The organism is Micromonospora sp. NPDC000442 (assembly GCF_042898635.1).
GTDB lineage: Bacteria > Actinomycetota > Actinomycetes > Mycobacteriales > Micromonosporaceae > Micromonospora.
On sequence record NZ_JBIAYZ010000005.1, the window covers coordinates 51,639 to 69,649 of the forward strand.

Annotated in this window: 18 protein-coding genes and 3 pseudogenes; 18 read left to right on the top strand and 3 right to left on the bottom strand. The window is 72.6% G+C overall.

Annotated elements, in window-relative coordinates; all coding sequences use genetic code 11:
* Positions 1-308: 308 nt before the first annotated feature.
* The 9 genes from ACFY2A_RS09380 to ACFY2A_RS09420 all read left to right on the top strand — a co-directional run bounded on the left by ACFY2A_RS09380 (position 309) and on the right by ACFY2A_RS09420 (position 7,600).
* On the top strand, positions 309-932 hold the full coding sequence (locus ACFY2A_RS09380) for an RNA methyltransferase (RefSeq protein ID WP_363923909.1): 624 nt from the start codon (positions 309-311) through the stop codon (positions 930-932).
* Positions 933-1,157: 225 nt separating this feature from the next.
* Complete coding sequence (locus tag ACFY2A_RS09385; protein ID WP_387170712.1) at positions 1,158-1,841, top strand: DUF6758 family protein; 684 nt, start codon at positions 1,158-1,160, stop codon at positions 1,839-1,841.
* 116 nt (positions 1,842-1,957) lie between these two features.
* Complete coding sequence (locus ACFY2A_RS09390) at positions 1,958-2,116, top strand: hypothetical protein (protein WP_007455302.1); 159 nt, start codon at positions 1,958-1,960, stop codon at positions 2,114-2,116.
* 6 nt (positions 2,117-2,122) lie between these two features.
* On the top strand, positions 2,123-2,998 hold the full coding sequence (locus ACFY2A_RS09395) for a PH domain-containing protein (RefSeq protein ID WP_387170209.1): 876 nt from the start codon (positions 2,123-2,125) through the stop codon (positions 2,996-2,998).
* Between the two features lie 100 nt (positions 2,999-3,098).
* Positions 3,099-3,818, top strand: a complete 720-nt coding sequence (locus ACFY2A_RS09400; protein WP_387170211.1) for a SigE family RNA polymerase sigma factor — start codon at positions 3,099-3,101, stop codon at positions 3,816-3,818.
* 56 nt (positions 3,819-3,874) lie between these two features.
* On the top strand, positions 3,875-5,077 hold the full coding sequence (locus ACFY2A_RS09405; protein ID WP_387170213.1) for a hypothetical protein: 1,203 nt from the start codon (positions 3,875-3,877) through the stop codon (positions 5,075-5,077).
* Positions 5,078-5,104: 27 nt separating this feature from the next.
* A complete protein-coding gene (locus ACFY2A_RS09410) occupies positions 5,105-5,965 on the top strand; it encodes a PHP domain-containing protein (RefSeq protein WP_387170215.1) in 861 nt (286 codons plus the stop codon).
* A 40-nt stretch (positions 5,966-6,005) separates the two neighbouring features.
* Positions 6,006-6,620 carry a MarC family protein gene (locus ACFY2A_RS09415; protein WP_363923902.1) on the top strand — a complete coding sequence of 205 codons (615 nt, stop codon included), beginning with the start codon at positions 6,006-6,008 and terminating at the stop codon, positions 6,618-6,620.
* Positions 6,621-6,757: 137 nt separating this feature from the next.
* Complete coding sequence (locus ACFY2A_RS09420) at positions 6,758-7,600, top strand: RecB family exonuclease (protein ID WP_387170714.1); 843 nt, start codon at positions 6,758-6,760, stop codon at positions 7,598-7,600.
* Between the two features lie 162 nt (positions 7,601-7,762).
* On the opposite strand, the gene ACFY2A_RS09425 is transcribed toward ACFY2A_RS09420, so the two are convergent.
* On the bottom strand, positions 7,763-8,626 hold the full coding sequence (locus ACFY2A_RS09425) for an oxygenase MpaB family protein (RefSeq protein WP_387170217.1): 864 nt from the start codon (positions 8,624-8,626) through the stop codon (positions 7,763-7,765).
* A gap of 127 nt (positions 8,627-8,753) precedes the next feature.
* Here ACFY2A_RS09425 and ACFY2A_RS09430 point away from each other — a divergent pair, with 127 nt between their 5' ends.
* From ACFY2A_RS09430 to ACFY2A_RS09440, 3 genes are all read left to right on the top strand, one after another.
* The gene (locus ACFY2A_RS09430) at positions 8,754-9,239 is read left to right on the top strand and encodes a DUF2231 domain-containing protein (RefSeq protein ID WP_387170219.1); all 486 of its coding nucleotides are present in this window, start codon (positions 8,754-8,756) and stop codon (positions 9,237-9,239) included.
* Between the two features lie 839 nt (positions 9,240-10,078).
* Positions 10,079-10,252: a hypothetical protein gene (locus ACFY2A_RS09435; RefSeq protein WP_363923898.1), complete on the top strand. Its 174-nt coding sequence runs from the start codon at positions 10,079-10,081 to the stop codon at positions 10,250-10,252.
* Positions 10,253-10,350: 98 nt separating this feature from the next.
* Positions 10,351-10,572, top strand: a complete 222-nt coding sequence (locus tag ACFY2A_RS09440) for a hypothetical protein (protein ID WP_387170742.1) — start codon at positions 10,351-10,353, stop codon at positions 10,570-10,572.
* Between the two features lie 62 nt (positions 10,573-10,634).
* Here the strand turns inward: ACFY2A_RS09440 and ACFY2A_RS09445 are convergent.
* Positions 10,635-10,832, bottom strand: a pseudogene (locus ACFY2A_RS09445) (FmdB family zinc ribbon protein); the annotation flags it as partial.
* Complete coding sequence (locus ACFY2A_RS09450) at positions 10,789-11,445, bottom strand: 5-formyltetrahydrofolate cyclo-ligase (RefSeq protein ID WP_387170222.1); 657 nt, start codon at positions 11,443-11,445, stop codon at positions 10,789-10,791. The pseudogene ACFY2A_RS09445 and the gene ACFY2A_RS09450, both read right to left, overlap by 44 nt.
* A 91-nt stretch (positions 11,446-11,536) precedes the next feature.
* Here ACFY2A_RS09450 and ACFY2A_RS09455 point away from each other — a divergent pair, with 91 nt between their 5' ends.
* The 6 genes and pseudogenes from ACFY2A_RS09455 to ACFY2A_RS09480 form a co-directional block, all read left to right on the top strand.
* Complete coding sequence (locus tag ACFY2A_RS09455) at positions 11,537-13,672, top strand: diguanylate cyclase (protein ID WP_387170224.1); 2,136 nt, start codon at positions 11,537-11,539, stop codon at positions 13,670-13,672.
* Positions 13,673-13,924: 252 nt separating this feature from the next.
* Entirely contained in the window at positions 13,925-14,878 is a 954-nt protein-coding gene (locus tag ACFY2A_RS09460; RefSeq protein WP_363923895.1) for a UTP--glucose-1-phosphate uridylyltransferase, read from the top strand.
* On the top strand, positions 14,875-16,188 hold the full coding sequence (glp, locus tag ACFY2A_RS09465) for a gephyrin-like molybdotransferase Glp (RefSeq protein ID WP_363923894.1): 1,314 nt from the start codon (positions 14,875-14,877) through the stop codon (positions 16,186-16,188). The genes ACFY2A_RS09460 and glp overlap by 4 nt, the downstream gene beginning before the upstream one ends.
* A 61-nt stretch (positions 16,189-16,249) precedes the next feature.
* Complete coding sequence (locus ACFY2A_RS09470) at positions 16,250-16,858, top strand: GNAT family protein (protein WP_363923989.1); 609 nt, start codon at positions 16,250-16,252, stop codon at positions 16,856-16,858.
* 178 nt (positions 16,859-17,036) lie between these two features.
* Positions 17,037-17,258 (top strand): annotated as a pseudogene (locus tag ACFY2A_RS09475) (hypothetical protein); the annotation flags it as partial.
* A 198-nt stretch (positions 17,259-17,456) separates the two neighbouring features.
* Positions 17,457-17,978: pseudogene (locus tag ACFY2A_RS09480) on the top strand (hypothetical protein); the annotation flags it as partial.
* Positions 17,979-18,011: the final 33 nt, after the last annotated feature.

Below are 18,011 nucleotides of genomic sequence, written 5' to 3' on the forward strand. Positions count from 1 at the left end.
CTCCCCGCGCTGAGCGGCACCCGCTCCCCGCGCTGAGCGGCACCCGCTCCCCGCGCTGAGCGGCACCCGCTCCCCGCGCTGAGCGGCACCCGCTCCCCGCGCTGAGCGGCACCCGCTCCCTGCGCTGAGCGGCACCTTCGCCTTGCCCTTACGGACGCGCTCTCGCCCTGCGCTGACCGGTGTCCTGGCCCGGTGGGAGCCGGCGGCCGGGCGGCAGGCGTAGGTCGGACGGCAGGCATAGGTTCGGCGGCGGGCGGTGGCCGGGCGGCGGGGTGTGGCCCGAACTGCGGGGCGTAACCTGCGTGATCGTGACCGGTGAGCAGCTCGACGTCGGCGTGGGTCCCTGGCCCGGGGACCTGCCGGAGGATCCCCGCTACGACCCGGAACTGCTCGCCGAGGGGGATCGGCGCAACGTGGTCGATCGCTACCGCTACTGGCGGCGCGAGGCGATCGTCGCCGACCTGGATCGGCGGCGACACGACTTCCACGTGGCGATCGAGAACTGGCAGCACGACCTCAACATCGGCACGGTGGTCCGCAACGCCAACGCGTTCCTCGCGGCCGAGGTACACATCGTGGGCCGGCGGCGCTGGAACCGCCGCGGCGCGATGGTCACCGACCGCTACCAGCACGTACGCCACCACGAGACGATCGATGAGTTGGTCGGCTGGGCGGCGGAGCACGACCTCCCGCTGGTCGGGATCGACAACCTGCCCGGCTGTGAGCCATTGGAGACAAGCACGCTGCCGCGGCGATGCGTCCTGCTGTTCGGTCAGGAGGGCCCGGGCCTGTCCGGGGCCGCGCATTCCGCGTGCGACCACGTCTTCTCCATCGCCCAGTTCGGCTCGACCCGCTCGATCAATGCCGGGGTGGCCAGCGGAATCGCCATGCACGCCTGGATCCGCACCCACGCCACCCCACCCCCCGCCTGACCGTCCACCCCCACCTGCTCTCCCCCCACCATCAGCTCCGCTCGATCATGAAGTTGTTGTCGCGACACGCCGGGGGCGAGGGAACAATTTCATGATCGTGTAGCTCCGCGTTCGGCGGCGGAGCCGGCCGGGGGCGGGGGTGGGGGCGGCTCGGTGGGGGGCAATGAGGGCGCTCGGCTTGACGGGGGGCGGCCACGGGTTGACGGTGGAGTAGTGACGGTTGCGGTGAGTTGTCCCAGATGCGGTGGGCCGGTCCGGTCGCCGGACCTCATGCACCCGGATTCCCGCTGCCCCGACTGCGGGCCGGTCGCACCCCTGCACGTGCCCGAGCACATCGGCGCGGAGATCGTGGCCAGCGTGGTCGAACACATCCAGGCCGCCACCCGGCCGCAGCAGCCGGCGGTTCCGCTGTGGTGCCCGTGGCCGCTGCCTCCGGGTTGGACCACGACCGGCGTGGCGTGGGCCGGCGACGACCGGCTCGGAGTGCGGGCCACGGCGGTCGCCTGCGCCGGGCCCGCCCCGCTGGGCGGTGGCCCGGCGGACCTGGTCTTCGTGGCCGAGGAACCCGGCGTGGGACTGGGCACGCGATACGCCGGGGTGCTCGGCCCGGACGCCGGACCGGAACTGGCTGAAGCGCTGACCGACCCGGGCCCGGGGCATCCCGGCCATGTCGGACGCGCCGGGATCAGGGTGGCTGGCCACCCAACTCCACTGTGGCTGGTGAACTCACTGCCGGATCGAAGCGCGTACGCCGGCGAGGCTCGGGGAATGTGGCTCTATGCGATAGCCTGGCCGGCGAGTGCGGGGCATCTGCTCGCGGAGGACGTGCTGCTGCACGACCTGGTCGAGTGGACGCCACCCGAGCTCGTGTACGGCGCTCCATCTCCGTACCTGCACGGGAAGGCTTGACAAGCCTCCCGGAATGTCGGAGAACGGACGCAGATATTCACGGTAAGACACCACGCTGATACTCTGGGTGCCGCTGCGGTAATGGGACCCGGCGCCGCGCGAGAGGATGGCCCGCCATGGTCAAGAAGGTCCTCACCTGGGCCGGAATCGCATTCTTGATCTTCTTCGTCGCCTACCGGCCAAATTCCGCCGCGGACGTGTTCAAGTCGCTGGGCGGCGGCATCATGGACATCGCCCAGGGCTTCGGCGACTTCTTCACCTCACTGGTCGCCTAGCCTCCGATGGGAAGCCCCTCCGGCCCACCCTTCGATCCCGACGATCCCGACCGGGCCCGCCGGGAACGCGACACAGAGCCGATCCCTCGAATCGATCCCAACGACGGGCCGGGCTACGGCTCCGGCCCTCGCCTCTCCGACGGTCCGTCCTTCTCCGACGACGCCGGCTACGGCGACGGTCCGGGGTACGCCGGCGAGGGGCGGTCGGGTCGGGCCTGGGTACGAGATCCGGAGGCCGGTTACCTGCCCCCGGAGATCTCCGAGGAGGAGCTGGCCGGCCTGCGTGCCGATGCCAGCGGTGCCACCCCCCGCCGGGTGCTGCCGCTGGAGGACGAACCCAGCTCGCTGGTCGCCCGATACCTGTTCCCGACCGAGCGATACCGGGGCGAGTGGAAGCGGCACTGGGTCCACCTCGTCACCCCGATCATCGTCGGCATCGCCGCCACCTTCGTGCTCGGCTACCTCTCCGGCTTCCTCGCCGGTCAGGACGTCGGCGCGCTCACCACGATCGCGGTGCTGCTCTGGTTCGCGGTGATGGGCTGGGTGGCGTGGCGGGTCGCCGACTGGTGGTACGACCGCTTCATCCTGACCAACAAACGGGTCATGGTGGTCAACGGCATCATCACCCGACGAGTGGCGATGATGCCGCTGGTCCGGGTGACCGACATGAAGTACGAGCAGACGCCAGCGGGCCGGGCGCTCAACTACGGCACCTTCGTGCTGGAGTCCGCCGGTCAGGAGCAGGCGCTACGCGAGGTCAAGAACCTGCCGAACCCCAACGAGCTCTATCTGCGCGTCGTCGAGGAGATGTACGAGCCGCAGGCGGTCGAGGCCCGGTTGGGCAAGGAGCAGGACGAGGCGAAGGCCGACGACGGCGCCTGAAACTTCCTGACCGAACATCGGAGATATTGCGCACCTTCCGTCCTCGACCCGCCGGTCACGCTGTGGCAGGCTGCGGCAGGATCAGGCACGGAGGTGGTGTGTGGCCAGCAGCAACCCGCTGGAAGAGGAGTTTCGCGACTTCGTCGCGGCCCGCTCCGGCGCCCTGCTGCGTACCGCGTACCTGCTCACCGGGGACTGGGGCACGGCGGAGGATCTTCTCCAGACCGCGCTGACCAAGACGTACCTGGCGTGGAAGCGGCTGGGCGGGATCGAGGCGATCGAGCCCTACGCCCGACGTGTGATGGTCAACACCTCGACGAGTTGGTGGCGGCGTCGCTGGCACGGTGAGCGGCCGACCGAGGTGCTGCCGGAACATGCCGCCACCGACGAGATCGAACGCCAGTTGGACCGGGACGTGCTCTGGCGGCACTTGCGTGCGCTGCCCGCCCGGCAGCGCGCGGTGCTGGTGCTGCGTTTCTACGAGGACATGTCGGAGGCGCAAACCGCCGCCATACTCGAGATCTCGCCGGGCACCGTGAAGAGTCAGACCTCGCGGGCACTGGCCACGCTGCGACGACGGATCGGCGCGGAGGAAGCCTTCGGCCTGCGCGCCCGCAGGCCGGAGCCAGCCGAGAAGCCGGCCGGCGGGACCATCTTGGCAGGCGGCGCCGACCCCGGCGGCGCGACGGCCTCCCCTGACGTGGTCTCCTCGCTCGGCACGCCTGGGTCGGCAGGGGCCGGCGGGCGTGCCGACCCGGCGACCGCACCCGGGTCGGCGGCAGCGCAGCCCGACGGCGCGCTGGTCGGAGAGCGACGGTGAACCGGAAACCACCAGCTCATGACAACCAGAGCCGGTTCCCGGATCGTTCATTGGACGTGCCGCCCAACGAGCTGGAAGGTGCCCTCCGGGAGATGTTGTCCCGGCGGGTAGCCGTAACGCGTGCGGTCGCCGTCGACCCAGCGGGTGCGGCGATCCGACGGGCCAACCGGATCCAGCGCCGCCGGACCCTGGCCGGGATGGGCCTGGCCGTGATGGCGATCGTGGCGGTCAGCGCGGGCAGCCTGCAACTGCGCGACAACCGGCCACCGGCGGGTGGCACGGTGGTGATCGGAGACCCGGATCAACGACCGCTCGTCGATCGCACCATCCCGCCACCCGGGCCGGACACCGCGCCCCCGCTCGCCGAGGTCGATCTGGTGATTGACGGGTCGATCGCCACCGCGCAAGGTCGACGGGTGCCGCTGCTCGGCACCGGCGAGGTGGAACGGGCACATCGGCTCACCGACGGTCGTGGCTGGCTGGCCGTCGGGGCGTCGACCCTGGCCGGGCGGTTCCTGTGGGCGGTGGCTGCGGACGGCACCGCCCAGGTGCTGCTGGCCGGTGCCGACGAGATCGTCCTGGACGCAGACGGCCGGCAGGTCGCCTGGAAACAGGGCACGGTGCTGGCCGCCGCCGGGATCGTCAACGGTGAACTCGCCACCACCGTTCGGGCCGAGGCGCCGGCCGAGGCGGTGCCGCTGCGATTCGTCAACGGTGCCGTGCTGGTCAGGTTGGCGCCCGACCGTCCCGGCCACGCGCTGTGGTCACTGCGGCCCGGTCCACTGGCCCAGGGCGCTGACCGGGCCAGTACCCACATCTTCGGTGCGCTGCCCGACGGACGCCTGGTCGGTGAGATCAGCCCGGGTGCCGGGCTGCCCGCCTGCCTGGCCCTGCTCGAACCGGCCCGGGATCTCGGGCCCAGCCAGCCGGACTGTGGGCCGAAGTCGGCCGGCGACGGCCGGGGTGCGGTGTCACCGGACGGGCGCTGGCTGCTGGTCAACGGGCGGACGGCGGGTGAGGACTCGGCGCTGCTGGTGGACCTGGCCGAGTTCGACAAGTCCACCGGGGTACGGCCCGCCGGGCCGCCGATGAGCGGCACCGTGGTCTGGGGTACGCCCGACACGGCCTACTACGCCGACGCCGCCGGCGGCCTGGTGCGGGTGGCCGTCGATCGGGTCATCGCAGGCCGTCCTGCCGCGCCGACCGCCCTGCCCGGCCTCCCCGCCGGTGAGCTACCGGTGGTGGTGAGCGGTGGCTGACCGGGCAGCCGGTGACGGCGGGCGGCGATGACTTCCCGGATCGACCTGCACACGCATTCCACGGCCAGCGACGGCACTCTCGACCCGGCCGAGCTGATGCACGCCGCCGCCGCGGCGGGACTGGACGTGGTGGCGATCACGGACCACGACACCACCGACGGTTGGGAGCCGGCGCTGGGTGCCCTGCCGCCCGGGCTGCGGCTGGTCCGTGGCGCGGAGCTTTCCTGCCGATGGGACGGCGAGCAGCCCCCGGTGCCGCTGCACCTGCTGGCGTACCTCTTCGATCCGGAGCATCCGGAGCTGGTCGCCGAGCTGACCCGGGTGCGGGCAGCGCGGTTGGCCCGGGGAGAACGGATGGTGGACCTGCTGCGTGCCGACGGTATCGACGTGGACTGGCCGGAGATTCTGGCCTTGGCCGGCGGCGGGACGGTGGGCCGGCCGCACATCGCCCAGGCGCTCATCCGGGCCGGTCTGGTCACCACCACCACTGAGGCGTTCGGGCCGGAGTGGCTGGGGGAGCGGTACCGGCTCCCCAAGGAAGACATCGACGTGTTTCGGGCCGTTCGGCTGATTCGGGCGGCCGGCGGCGTGGCGGTGTTCGCCCATCCCCGGGCGAGCCGTCGCGGCCGGATCGTGCCGGACGAGCTGATCGGTGAACTGGCTGGGGCGGGACTGGTCGGCCTGGAGGCCGACCACGAGGACCATTCGCCGGCCGAGCGGGCCCAGGTACGCGGTTTGGCCGCCGAACTGGGCCTGCTGGTGACCGGCTCGTCGGACTTCCACGGCAGTCACAAGACGGTACGGCTCGGTGCCTTCACCACCGGCATCGACGCGTACGAACGGATCGTCGCCGCCTCATCCGGGGTGACCGAGGTCGCTTCGGGCTGACCTGGGTTTCGACGCCGACCGTCACGGCTACGGTGACCGGGTGGATCTCAAGCTCTTCGGCGAGGTCTTCGTGACCCTGCTGGTGATCGTCGACCCGCCCGGCATGATGCCGATCTTCCTGGCGTTGACCGGCCCGCTGTCCGCGCGGGAGCGCAACCGGGCCGCCTGGCAGGCGGTCGCGCTGGCGCTGGGCGTGATCGTGATCTTCGCGGTGGCGGGTCAGACCCTGCTCGCCTACCTGCACGTCGACCTGCCGGCGTTGCAGGCGGCCGGTGGGCTGCTGCTCATCCTGGTCGCGCTCGAACTGCTGACCGGCAAGACCGACGACCCGACCAAACAGGCCACCGCCAACATCGCCCTGGTGCCGCTGGGTACGCCGTTGCTGGCCGGGCCCGGGGCGATCGTGGCGACGATGCTCTTCGTCCAGCGGGCCGACGGGCCGGCCGATTTCTCCGCGATCGCCGCCGCCATCGTCGCGGTGATGCTCACGGTCTGGATCGTGCTGCGATTCTCCGGAGGCATCGTGAAGGTGCTGCGTCCGGGCGGGATCGAGGTGCTCACCCGGATCGCCGGCCTGTTGCTGGCGGCGATCGCCGTACAGCTCATCGCGGACGCGATCGCGGCGTTCGTGGGCCAGTACAGCGGTGCCGGCTGACCGGCTCGCCCGTTCTGTCGGGGGTGGATGGCAGGATCAGGTTCGTGCGACGAGCCTCCCCAGCCGGACGACCCGCCGCCGGTGGCCGCCCGCCCCGGCCCCGCGACCCGCAGCCCGAGCAACTCGGCTTCGACGGCATGCCGGAGCGACTGTTCGTCTGCACGCCGAGCCGCCTCGGTGCGTACGCCGACTGTCCACGGCGCTACCGCTACTCCTACGTCGATCGCCCGCCGCCGCCGAAAGGTCCGCCCTGGGCGCACAACTCGCTCGGCGCCAGCGTGCACACCGCCCTGAAGAACTGGTATGCGCTGCCCGTCGACCGACGCCGTCCAGAGGTGTTGCCGACCCTGCTCAAGGGCACCTGGGTGCGCGAGGGCTACCGCGACGACGAGCAGGAGCGTGAGGCCTACCGGCGGGCGCTCGGCTGGCTGGAGGCGTACGTGGGCGGGCTCGATCCGGCCGACGAGCCGATCGGGGTGGAACGGGTGGTGGCGGTGAAGACCGGGGTGCTGGCCTTCAACGGCCGCGCTGACCGGATCGATTCGCGGTCCGGCCCGCAAGGGCCCGAACTGGTCATCGTGGACTACAAGACCGGCCGCGCCGGGTTGGACGGCGACGACGCGCGCGGTTCGCAGGCGCTGGCGCTGTACGCGTACGCGGCCGAGCGGGTGTTCCGCCGGCCGTGCCGCCGGGTCGAGTTGCACCACCTGCCGAGCGGCACCGTCGCCGCACACGAGCACAGCGCCGAGTCGCTGGCGCGGCAGGTGATCCGCGCGGAGGAGACCGCCCGCGACATCATGGCCGCCGAACGGTTGGTCGCCGACGGCGCCGATCCGGACGAGGTCTTCCCGACCGCCCCCGGCCCGCGCTGCTCCTGGTGCGACTACCGACGCACCTGCCCGGCGGGCTCGGCCACACCGGGCAAGGAACCGTGGGCCGCCGTGGAACGCTTCGCCGGGCCGGCAACCGAGGAGGACTGACCCGGATAGCTCGTCCGACATGGACAGTCCACCCGGTCGCGGCGTGGCGTCACCCGTCATTGGCGCTGCCCGCGCTGAGGCTGCCTGCCGGAACGCCGCTGAGACGGGTGCTGCGCCGCAGCTGTCCCGCCGGTGCGCGGGCGAAGGTGCTGAGGTTGTGGGTCAGGTGGTGCTGGACGCGGCGGTGAGTCGCGCCGCGCGTTCCTTGGCAGCGCGCTGCACAGGGCCTTCCCGCCAGTCGCGGGGCAGGGCGGTGAGAGCGAGCCGCAGCGCACGTACCGTCACGTCGGCGGACAGCGCGGTGGTCGGCAGGCCCAGCCCGCCGTACAGCCGCCGTGCCCACGGCGGCAGCAGGGCGAGCGCGGTGCCGGCGATGCCCAGGTACGCCCACCGGGGCGGGCCGAGGTTCAGCCCGATCCGGGCCGGCAGGCTGAGCTTCCACGGCAGGGGCGGAGCGGTCAGGAACAGGGCGGTCTCGGCGGCCTCCCGGGTCATCCGCAGATCGGGCCGGATCCGCTGGTAGTAGTCAGCCACCTCCGCGGCGGTGCCGGGCACGGTCTCCGGAACCAGCCCGACGAGGGCAGCGGTCCGTCGCTGCTCGGTGTAGTAGCGATCCACCTCGTCGGCGTCCAGCGGTACGCCGGCCCGCCGCGCGGTGTCGAGGAACGACTCCACCTCGGTGACGTGCACCCAGCGGAGCAGGTCCGGCTCGTCGATCCGGAAACGCTCGCCGGTGGTCGGGTCGACCGCGGTCATCCGGGCGTGCAGCCGACGTAGCCGCCGTCCGGCCCGCTCCGCCTCGTCGGTGGTGCCGTAGACGGTGGTGCCCACGTAGTCGGCGGTGCGGATCAAACGTCCCCAGGCGTCCTGACGGTAGTTGCTGTTCTGCGCCACTCCGGCCATCGCCCGCGGATGCAACGCCTGGAGGTAGAGGGAACGCAGACCGGCGACGAACAGGATGGGCTCCTGGTGCAGCTTCCAGGTGACCGAACCGGGACCGAACAGGCCGACGTCGACGGTATCCACCAGTCAAGGGTGCCACGCCGACCGACTTGAACCCGTCCGGTCCGGCCTGCGTGTGGAGCAACAGGGCGTTGGGCGGATCAAGCATGGGCCCGTACGCTGACACCCACGATCACCCTCGGAGGTGCCGATGTTCGAGAAGGCGCTGGGCCTGCCCCTGCACGTGTTGGTCGTGCATGCGGTCGTCATCTTCGTACCGCTGCTGGTGCTGCTCGCCCTCGCGTACATCGTGCTGCCCCGGTTCCGCGCGCGGCTGGACTGGGCGGTGGCGGTCCTGGCGGTGGTCGCGCCGATCACCGCATCGGTCGCCACGAGGTCCGGCGAGGCGCTGCAGGCCCGGCAGATCGAACGGGGGTTCTCCGGCGAGATCCTCGACAAGATCAACGAGCATGCGGCACACGGCGAAGTGCTGTTCCGCGTGACGTTGGGACTCGGCCTGGTGGTCATCCTGCTGCTGGTCGCCACCAGCAACCACCCCCGGGTGCCGAAGTTGCCCGGCTGGGTGCCTGCGGTGCTGTCCGTCATGGTGCTGGGGCTGGGCGTCGCCGCCCTCATCTACGTCTGGCTCAGCGGTCACTCCGGTGCGGAGATGGTCTGGGGCAACACCTACGAGTAGGCCGTCCACGGCCGCTGTGAACAGGTCGTCCACGGCCGGCCCCGGGTGCCTCCTCCCGGGTGCCTCCTCAGAACAGCAGCCGGGTGCAGAGCAGACAGGTCAGCACCACCAGGACGGCTCCGGCGATCGCGCCGACGGCCCAGGTGACCCGCTGCGCCCGCTGCTCCTGCGCGTCCAGGCTGATCATGTCCTGGCCCGGTAGTTGGCGGGGCGGCGCCGCTTGCAGGTGCACCGGTGGCCGCCAACCGGGCGGTGGCGCGGTGGTGGCTGGTGGCCCGCTGTAGCCGCCCGCCCCGCCCGAGTCAACATGCTCAGGGCGCGGGGTTGGGGCGCCGCCGGGACTCGGTCCGCCGCTCGGGGATGAGGTGCCGCTCAGGGCTGGGGGGCCGCTCGGGTTCAGGCCGTGGCTCGGGCTTGGGGTGTGCGGGGTGTGAGTTGGGTTGGTGGTGCCGGTCAGTCCACCGCCGTCATCGGGGCCTGTGCCGCTGGTGGGGCTCAGGGGGGTGATGGGGTCGGAAACCGGGCCTGATACGGACGGTCCCGGGGGCGAGGGCTGACTGGCGTCGGCCGGTGCCGGGACGCGCTCCGCCGGAGGGCCAGCGGAGGACCCGTCGCCGGAATCGGGCCGGCGCCACGGACCGTCGGGATCCTGACCGGGTCGGGGCATCGTCACGCCGTCCGACGCTACCAACCACCTCACCGCCGCACCGTCAGGCCGCGCCCGTAGCGATTGACTCGGACAACTTCGGCGATAGTGCTGTCTGCCGTGACCGAGACCCAGCGCTATCGCCGAAGTTGCTCGGACCTTCGGTGCCGCAGCTGCGTTAGCCTTGCCGTTCGTGAGCATTCGCGAACCCGACGGGCGGGGCGACGATGATCGCGCGGTCGAGTTGACCGACGACTTCGTGGTGCTGCCGGAGCAGACCGCCGACGACACCGACCATGGGTGGGGCGAGCGGGCCGGCGGCAACGACGACTGGCTGCTCGCCGAGCGCCCGCCACACTGGGACTGAGCGTCCCGCGAAGGCTGACGCCCGAACTCGCCGGCCGACGCCGTGCCGTCCGCCGCGCCCGCAGCCGGGAACGGGCGATCGGTCAGGAGGGGCCGGCCGTGGCCGTCGCCTTGCTCGCGCCGCCGGAGGACCCTCCCGACGAGCTTCCGGACGACCCGTTGCCGGAGCCGGACGAGCCAGCGCCGGACGAGGTGGAACCGGACGAACTGGAACCGCTCGACGAGGAGTTCGACGAGTTCGAGCCGGAGGACGACTCCGACTTGCCGCTGGAACCGTTCGACGTGGTCTCCGAGCCGGAGGAGCGGGAGTCGGTGCGGTAGAAACCCGAGCCCTTGAAGACGATGCCGACCGAGTTGAACAGCTTACGCAGTCGTCCCTCGCACGCCGGGCAGTCGGTCAGCGGCTCGTCAGAGAAGGACTGCACCGCCTCGAGCTGGTGACCGCACGCGGTGCAGGCGTACTGGTACGTGGGCACGTTCTCCTCCGGATCTGGCACGGCCGGTTGGCACTCGACGTATTCGAGTGCCAATGGTGCGTCATCGCCCCCCGGTTCGTCCAGCGGAAGTGTGGGGCACGACACCAGGGAGGGTCAGCAGGCCGTGGGCCGGCGTGACCACCGCCCGTACCGGCTGGTCGTGCGGCTCGGCCGGCAACGCGGCCAGCAGCTCACCGTCGTACAGCGGCACCACCGTGAGCACGGTCGCCGGCACCCGCGCCAGGGCGCGATCGTACGACCCGCCGCCGCGACCCAGGCGGACGCCCCGCTGGTCGACCGCCAGCGCCGGCACCACCATCAGGTCGGCGGTGGCGAGGGCGGCGACGCCCAGCCGGGGCCCGGCCGGCTCGCGGATGCCCCGTCCGGCGGCGACCATCGCCTGCGGTCCGTCCCAGGCGGCCCAGTCCAGGTCGAGGTCGTCGCGGAGCACCGGCAGCAGCAGGTCCGCCCCGGCGGGCAGCGCGTCGGCGAGCACCGTCGGCAGGTCCGGCCCACCCGGTTCCCCGCCCACCGGGGCGTACGCGGCCACCCGGCCCGGCCGCAGCCGGCGTACCAGGGAGGTCAGCTCGGCCTGGACGCTTGTCGCGGCGAAGGCGCGCTCAGCTTCGGTGCGGGCGCGGCGGCGCGCGAGCAGCCCGACTCGCGCGTCCTGCTTCGCGTCATGCGCCACTTCCGCTCCTTCAGCAAATTCCGGCACGCAACACTCCTCACGCAACGCTCGTCCCGCCGTCGCTCTGTGTCAGCATCGCAGGCAACGGTCGCGCAACTTCCGGGGGGAAGGGGAAGCGTTGACGCTACGCGGGCGGTTGACCGCAGCCTTCCTGGCGGTGGCGCTCGGCCCGGTCCTGCTCGGTGCCGTCTTCGTCGCCTCCACCGTAGCGGCGGTTGACCGCAGCCGTGCCACCGAGCGGCTGGCGGTGGCCGCCACGGCCGTACGTACCTCGATCGACGCCCTCTGCCAGCAGCTACGCGCCGCCGCCGACGCGGTCGCCGTCACCGCTGACCACGCCGAAGCCGCCGCCCAGGTGGTCAGTCGGGGCCTGGCCACCGCGGTGCTCGTCACCGACGTGACCGGTCGGGTCAGCTACGCCACCCCCAACCCGCCCCCGGCACCCTGGCGGGACTGCACCGCGCAGGCCACGCCCGGCGGACCGGTGAGCGCCCTCGTGGTGCGGGTGCAGCTGCGCGACGCCGCCGGCTCGGCACTGGGTACGGTCGCCGCCGCCCTCCCGGTCGATCCCGCCTTCGTCGCGCGACTCGCGGCGGTGACCGGGGTGGCGGTGACCCTGCTCGATGGGGTCGCCCCCATCCAGGTGGCCCACACCACCGAGTCCGGCAGCGGTCGGGACGCGGTGCTCGCCGCTGCGGCCTCCCTACGCGACGAGCATGTCACCGGCACCACCGACGGTCGGTATGTGCGCCGTGCCGGCCCGACCGTCGGGCAGCCGCTGCCCCTGCTGCTCTCGGTACCCAGTGACCAGCCGCCTGGTCTGCACGCGGTGCTGGTCGCCGTGGTGCTGATGGCCGCGTTGCTGGGGGTGGCCGTCGCCTGGCGGCTGGCCCGGGTCACCACCCGGCCGCTTGTGGAACTGGCCGGTGCGGCGGACCGGGTCGCCACCGGCGATCTCACCGCCCGGGTGCCGGTACGCAGCAGCGACGAGATCGGTCGGCTGGCCGTCGCCTTCAATCGGATGACCCGCGAGACGGGTGGCTACCTGGCAGCGTTGGCCAGCAGCCGGGACCAACTGCGCGGGCACCTTGCCGTACTCGGCGACACCCTGGCGAGCACCCATGACCTGCCCCGGATCCTGCGGGTGATCCTGCACAGCGCGCTCGCCGCGACGGGGGCCCGGGCAGGAGCTGTGCTGCTCACCGAGCAGGGTGAGCGGCTCGTCGCCCGGTGCAGCGTGGGGCTCGACGACCGCTGGCCCGGCACCGAGCCGCTGCGGGTGCCGCTGGGCAGCGGGGTGGTCGGCGTGGTCGCCGCGACCGGTCAGCCCCGGCGGGGTCGGATGGAATCGACAAGCGCCGCCTCGGACGAGCCGCGCTGCCGGACGTACATCGCGGTGCCGTTCGCCGCCCCCGACGGGACCGGCGGCGACGCACCGGGCGCGGCCTCGGTGGCCGACGCTTCGGGCCGACCGGCGGAGGTGGTGTTGGGCGTGCTGGCCCTCTACGACCGCCTGGGCGGGGAGGAGTTCGACGACGAGGACCTGGCCACCCTGCGCACCTTCGCCCGGCACGCGGCGGTCGCGGTGGACAACGTACGGGTACACGAGGAGGCGCAACGACTGTCGCTCACCGACCCGCTGACCGGACTGTGGAACTACCGTTACCTGCGCGAGTCGCTGCGCCGGGAGGTGGAACGGGCCAGTCGGTTCGGTCGCATGGTCGGCGTGCTCGCCCTCGACCTGGACCGCTTCAAGAGAGTCAACGACACGTACGGGCACGCGGCCGGGGATACCGTGCTGGCCGAGTTCGCCCGGCGGGTACGCGGCGAGATCCGGGAGGTGGACCTGGCCTTCCGCCGGGGCGGCGAGGAGTTCGTGGTGCTGCTCCCGGAGACCGACGCCCGTGGCGCGGCCATCGTCGCCGAGCGGCTCGGTGCGGCCGTCCGCGACACCCCGGTGACGGTGGTGGGGCACGCCGGGGTCCGCGAGTTGATCCCGGTGACCGTCTCCATCGGCATCGCCGTCTTTCCCGACCACGCCGACACCGGTCCGCAGGTGTTGGCGGCGGCAGACGAGGCGCTGTACGCCGCGAAGACCGCCAGCCGGGACACCTGGCGACTGGCACCGGCCCGGGAGCCGTCGCCGACCCGTGAGGTACCAGTACCGGTGGCGGCCCGCAGCCCCGCCGACGGACTGCCCCGGGCCGGACCCGACGTGCCGGTCGTCACCGGAGACCCGTCGGCTGGGCCCTGACCTGCCGGCGTCGGTCTGTCGGGCTGGGCCGCACCTTGCTGGCGTCGACGCGTCGGCTCGGCCTGAGGCCGGTCCGGGCAGGTCGGCCACCGGCGGTCCACCGGCCCGACCCTGGCACCACCGCAAGCCGGCCACCGGCAATCCACCGGCTCAACCGGGGCACCACCGGCAACCGGCAGAACCGGTCCGGTGGGCGGCGCGTCTTCTGGTCCTCACCCGCCGAGGCAGGGCCATGGCCGATAGTCTCGCGACATGTCGGAGCACTCAGCGAACCCCTCAACGGCCGCCGCCACCGGTCGTCCCCGTGCCGTCAAGGCCGTCATCCCGGCCGCCGGCCTGGCCACCCGGTTCCTGCCGGCCACCAAGGCGGTCCCCAAGGAACTGCTGCCGGTCGTTGACCGGCCGGTGTTGCAGTACATCGTCGAGGAAGCCGCTCAGGCCGGCATCGGCGACGTGCTGCTGATCACCGGCCGGGGCAAGACGTCGATGGTGGACCATTTCGACCGCCGCCCCGATCTGGAGGAACGGCTCGCGGAGAAGCCCGACCTGCTCGCCGCCGTCAAGCGGACCGAGGAACTGGCGTCCATCTACACCTGCCGCCAGCCGGAGCAGTTGGGTCTCGGGCACGCCGTCGGGTACGCCGAGTCGCACGTCGGCAACGAGCCCTTCGCGGTGCTGCTCGGCGACGAGTTCGTCAACCTCAGCGAGCCGCTGCTGCCGGCGATGCTGGAACTCCAGGCGCGTACGGGTGGGGTGGTGCTCGCCTTCTTCGAGGTCGATCCGGCGGAGACGAAGCGGTACGGAATCGCCTCGGTCGAGCCGGCCGAGTCCGAGCTGACCGACATCGGTGAGGTCGTGAAGGTGACCGGCATGGTGGAGAAGCCGAAGCCGGAGGACGCGCCGAGCAACCTCGCCGTGCTCGGCCGGTACGTGCTGCCCGGCAGGATCTTCGACGCCATCCGCCGGACGGAGCCCGGCAGCGGCGGCGAGATCCAACTGACCGATGCGATGGAGATCCTGCGTACCGAGGGCACACCGGTGCACGCGATCGTCTACCGCGGCATCCGTTACGACACCGGTATGCCGCTGGGCTACCTGCAGACCGTGGTCCAGATCGCCGCCGACCGTGAGGATCTGGGCGGCGAGTTCCGCAAGTGGCTGGCCGAGTTCGTCAACTCCGACGCGTCGGGCGGTCCGAATACATGACCGCGACGGCCGACGCCGAGGCGGCCGAAAACGGGTTGACGCCGCTCGCCGACTACCTGGGCAGCGTGCTGCGCAGGTTGCGCGCGCTGCCTCCGCTCGACCTCGACCTCACCCAGGCGTACGGCAACGTCCTCGCCGAGGACGTCGTCGCCCCGCATTCGTTCCCGGCCTTCGACCAGGCGGCCGTGGACGGGTACGCCGCGCGCTGGGAGGACATCTCGGGCGGGGGTCGGGGCGTGGGATACGTCCCGGCCCAGTCCAGTCGGCCGGGTGGTCGCACCGTACGGCTCAATGTCGTCGGTGATCTCGGTGCGGCGAGCTGGCGGCCGGTCCGACTCACCCCGGGGTCGTGTTTCTCGGTGGCGGCCGGCGCACCACTGCCGATCGGTGCCGACGTGGTCGTCCCGGTGGAGTGGACCGACCAGGGCATGGCGGCGGTGGAGATCTTCCGGGTTCCGAAGCGGGGGTACGGGGTTCGTCGGACGGGCGAGGAGGTGGCCGCCGGTGCGCTGCTCGCCCGCTCCGGCACCTACGTCTCGCCAGCGCTGGTGGCGGTGCTCGCCGCGACCGGCATCGGTCACGTGGTGGTGCGGCCGAGCCCCCGGGTGGTGATCGTGGCCACCGGCGATGAACTTGTCGACGTGGGTCGGGGCAGCCAGCCCGGTCAGGTCGTGGACGCCAACTCGCACGCCCTGACCGCCGCGGCGGCGGAGGTGGGGGCGCTGGCCTACCGGGTGGGCATCTGTGACGACGATCCGGAAGGACTGCGCGGGCTGCTGGAGGACCAGACCCTGCGGGCCGACCTGATCATCACGACCGGCGGCACCGGCACCGGTCCGGGCGACATGGTCCGCCGGATCCTGTCCCGCCGGGAGGGCAGCCGCGCCGGTCCGGTCACCTTCACCGACGTGGCGCTCTATCCGGGTACTGCCCTCGGTTTCGGCACTGTCGGTGCCGAGGAGGTGCCGGTGGTGTGTCTGCCCGGCGACCCGGGGGCCGCGATGATCGGCTTCGAGGTGTTGGCCCGGCCCGCGATCAACCTGCTGGCCGGCGCCGAGCCGGTGTTCCGTCCCAGCGTACGGGCGCACCTGCTGGAGACCGTTTCCTCGCCGGCCGGGCTGCGCGAGTTCCGGCCCGCGCACGTCGCTGAGCGGCGCGGCGGGGGTTACACTGTTCAGCCGCTCAACGGCGGCCCGTTCACGCTCTCCGGCCTGGCAGAGGCGAACGGACTTCTCGTTCTCGGCGAGCGGGTGACCGCCGCCGCCGCAGGCTCCACCGTCGACGTGTTGCTGCTGGACCGCCGCCGGTGACCCACCGGTGACGCTCGGGAGTGGAGGTTCGGTGTTCCGACGGGCGCCTGGCTGGCCGGCTGTGCTTTCCGACGGCCCGGTGCTGCTGCGGCCGTACCGGCGGTCGGATGCGGTGGCCTGGTCGCAGGTGCGTCGGGCCAACCGGGAGTGGTTGGCCCCCTGGGAGTCGTCGGTACCCGGTGACTGGGACGACCTGAACTCCCCGGCGACGTTCCGCTGGGTCTACCGCGACCAGCGACGCTCGGCGCGTACCGGCGAGGGGATGCCGTTCGCGGTCTGTCTGCACGATGACGGTGTGGAGCGGCTGGTCGGTCACATCAACGTGGGCAACATCGTGCGCCGGGCCTTCTGCTCCGGGTACGTCGGCTACTGGGTGGACCGGCGGGTCGCCGGCCGAGGGGTCATCCCCACCGCGCTGGCCCTGGCCGTCGACCACGCCTTCGGCTCCGGTGGGTTGCACCGGATCGAGGTCAACATCCGCCCCGAGAACAGGCCGTCCCGTCGGGTGGTGGAGAAGTTGGGCTTCCGCGAGGAGGCGTACCATGCGCGCTACATGCACATCGACGGTGCCTGGCGCGATCACATCGGCTACGCGATGACCAGCGAGGAGATCGCCGCCGAGGGTGGCCTGCTGGCCCGTTGGCACCGGCTGCGCGCCCGTACCCCGTGAGCCGTCCCACGTGCGGGATCGGCGCGGCGCGGCGGTTCCGGCGACGGTGACCCGTAACCTCAGGTAACTGCAAGCTGCGGCAGGCGCTGCCCGCCCCGCATGATTCACGTCGCCGACGCAGATCGGTGAAAGATCCTGCGGCCGGTCGGTGCTTGCTCCGAATCTGGTGACGGGAGGGGTGAGGGTGCCGACCTCGGTGCTCCTCGCCGTCCTCGCCGCCGCCGGGCTGCTCGCCCTCGCGCCGGCGCTGGTCCGCCGGTACGACGCCGCCGAGCGGCTGGTGGCGGAGCGGGCGCAGTCGACGGCGCGGGTGCTCCAGCGCCGCCGGCGCCGTCGCACTGTCCCCGGTCGGCGACCGGTCAACCCGTCCCGTGCCCTGGTGATCACCCTGAGTGAGGATCGCGCCTCGGGGGAACTCGCCACTCCGGTCTCCGGCCCGCCCGCTCTGCGTCGCGCGGTTCCCGCCCCGCCTCGCTCAGGTGAGGCACCCGGCCGGGTACCGCGCTCGCGTCCCGGTGGTGACGCAGGTGATGGCCGCTCCGGCGAGGAGGCAGCGCGCGGTGGGGCGGCCGGGCGCGCGCTGCCCCGCCGTTCCGGTCGGCCGAGCCGGCTGCGCGCCGTGCCGGCAGGCGGGAACCGTCCCCGCCGCCGCCCCGACCGGCGGCACCACCACACCCCCGCCATCTACCGCCGCCGCCGGGTGCTGGCCGCGCTGGTGCTGCTCAACGCCGTCGAGCTGGTCGGCGTGCTGGTCGTGGGCCCCGGCTTCTGGATCAGCTTCGCGGTCACCGCCACCCTGCTGATCGTGTACGTCGTACACCTGCGCGCCCGCGCGGTGGCCGAACGCCGCCGACGCCGGGCCCTGGCCCGCGAGGCCGCATGGCTGGCCGCCCGCCAGGCCGAGGTGCGCCGGGAGCAGGCGCGCCGGGCGGCGGCCCGCCGGGAGGCGCAGCGCCGCCTGGCGGCCCAGCGGGAGTCCGTCCGGCGCAGTGCGATGGGCCTGGACCGGCCGGCCGACCTGCCGCAGGCGGCGAACGGCGGCGGCTCGGTGTCCTACCGCCGGGCCGGCGGCCTGCGTGGCCGCCCCTACGAGGCCGGCCCCGGCTCCCACAGCGCCTGACCGCGCTGAGGACGCCGTCCCTCGCCCGGCCCC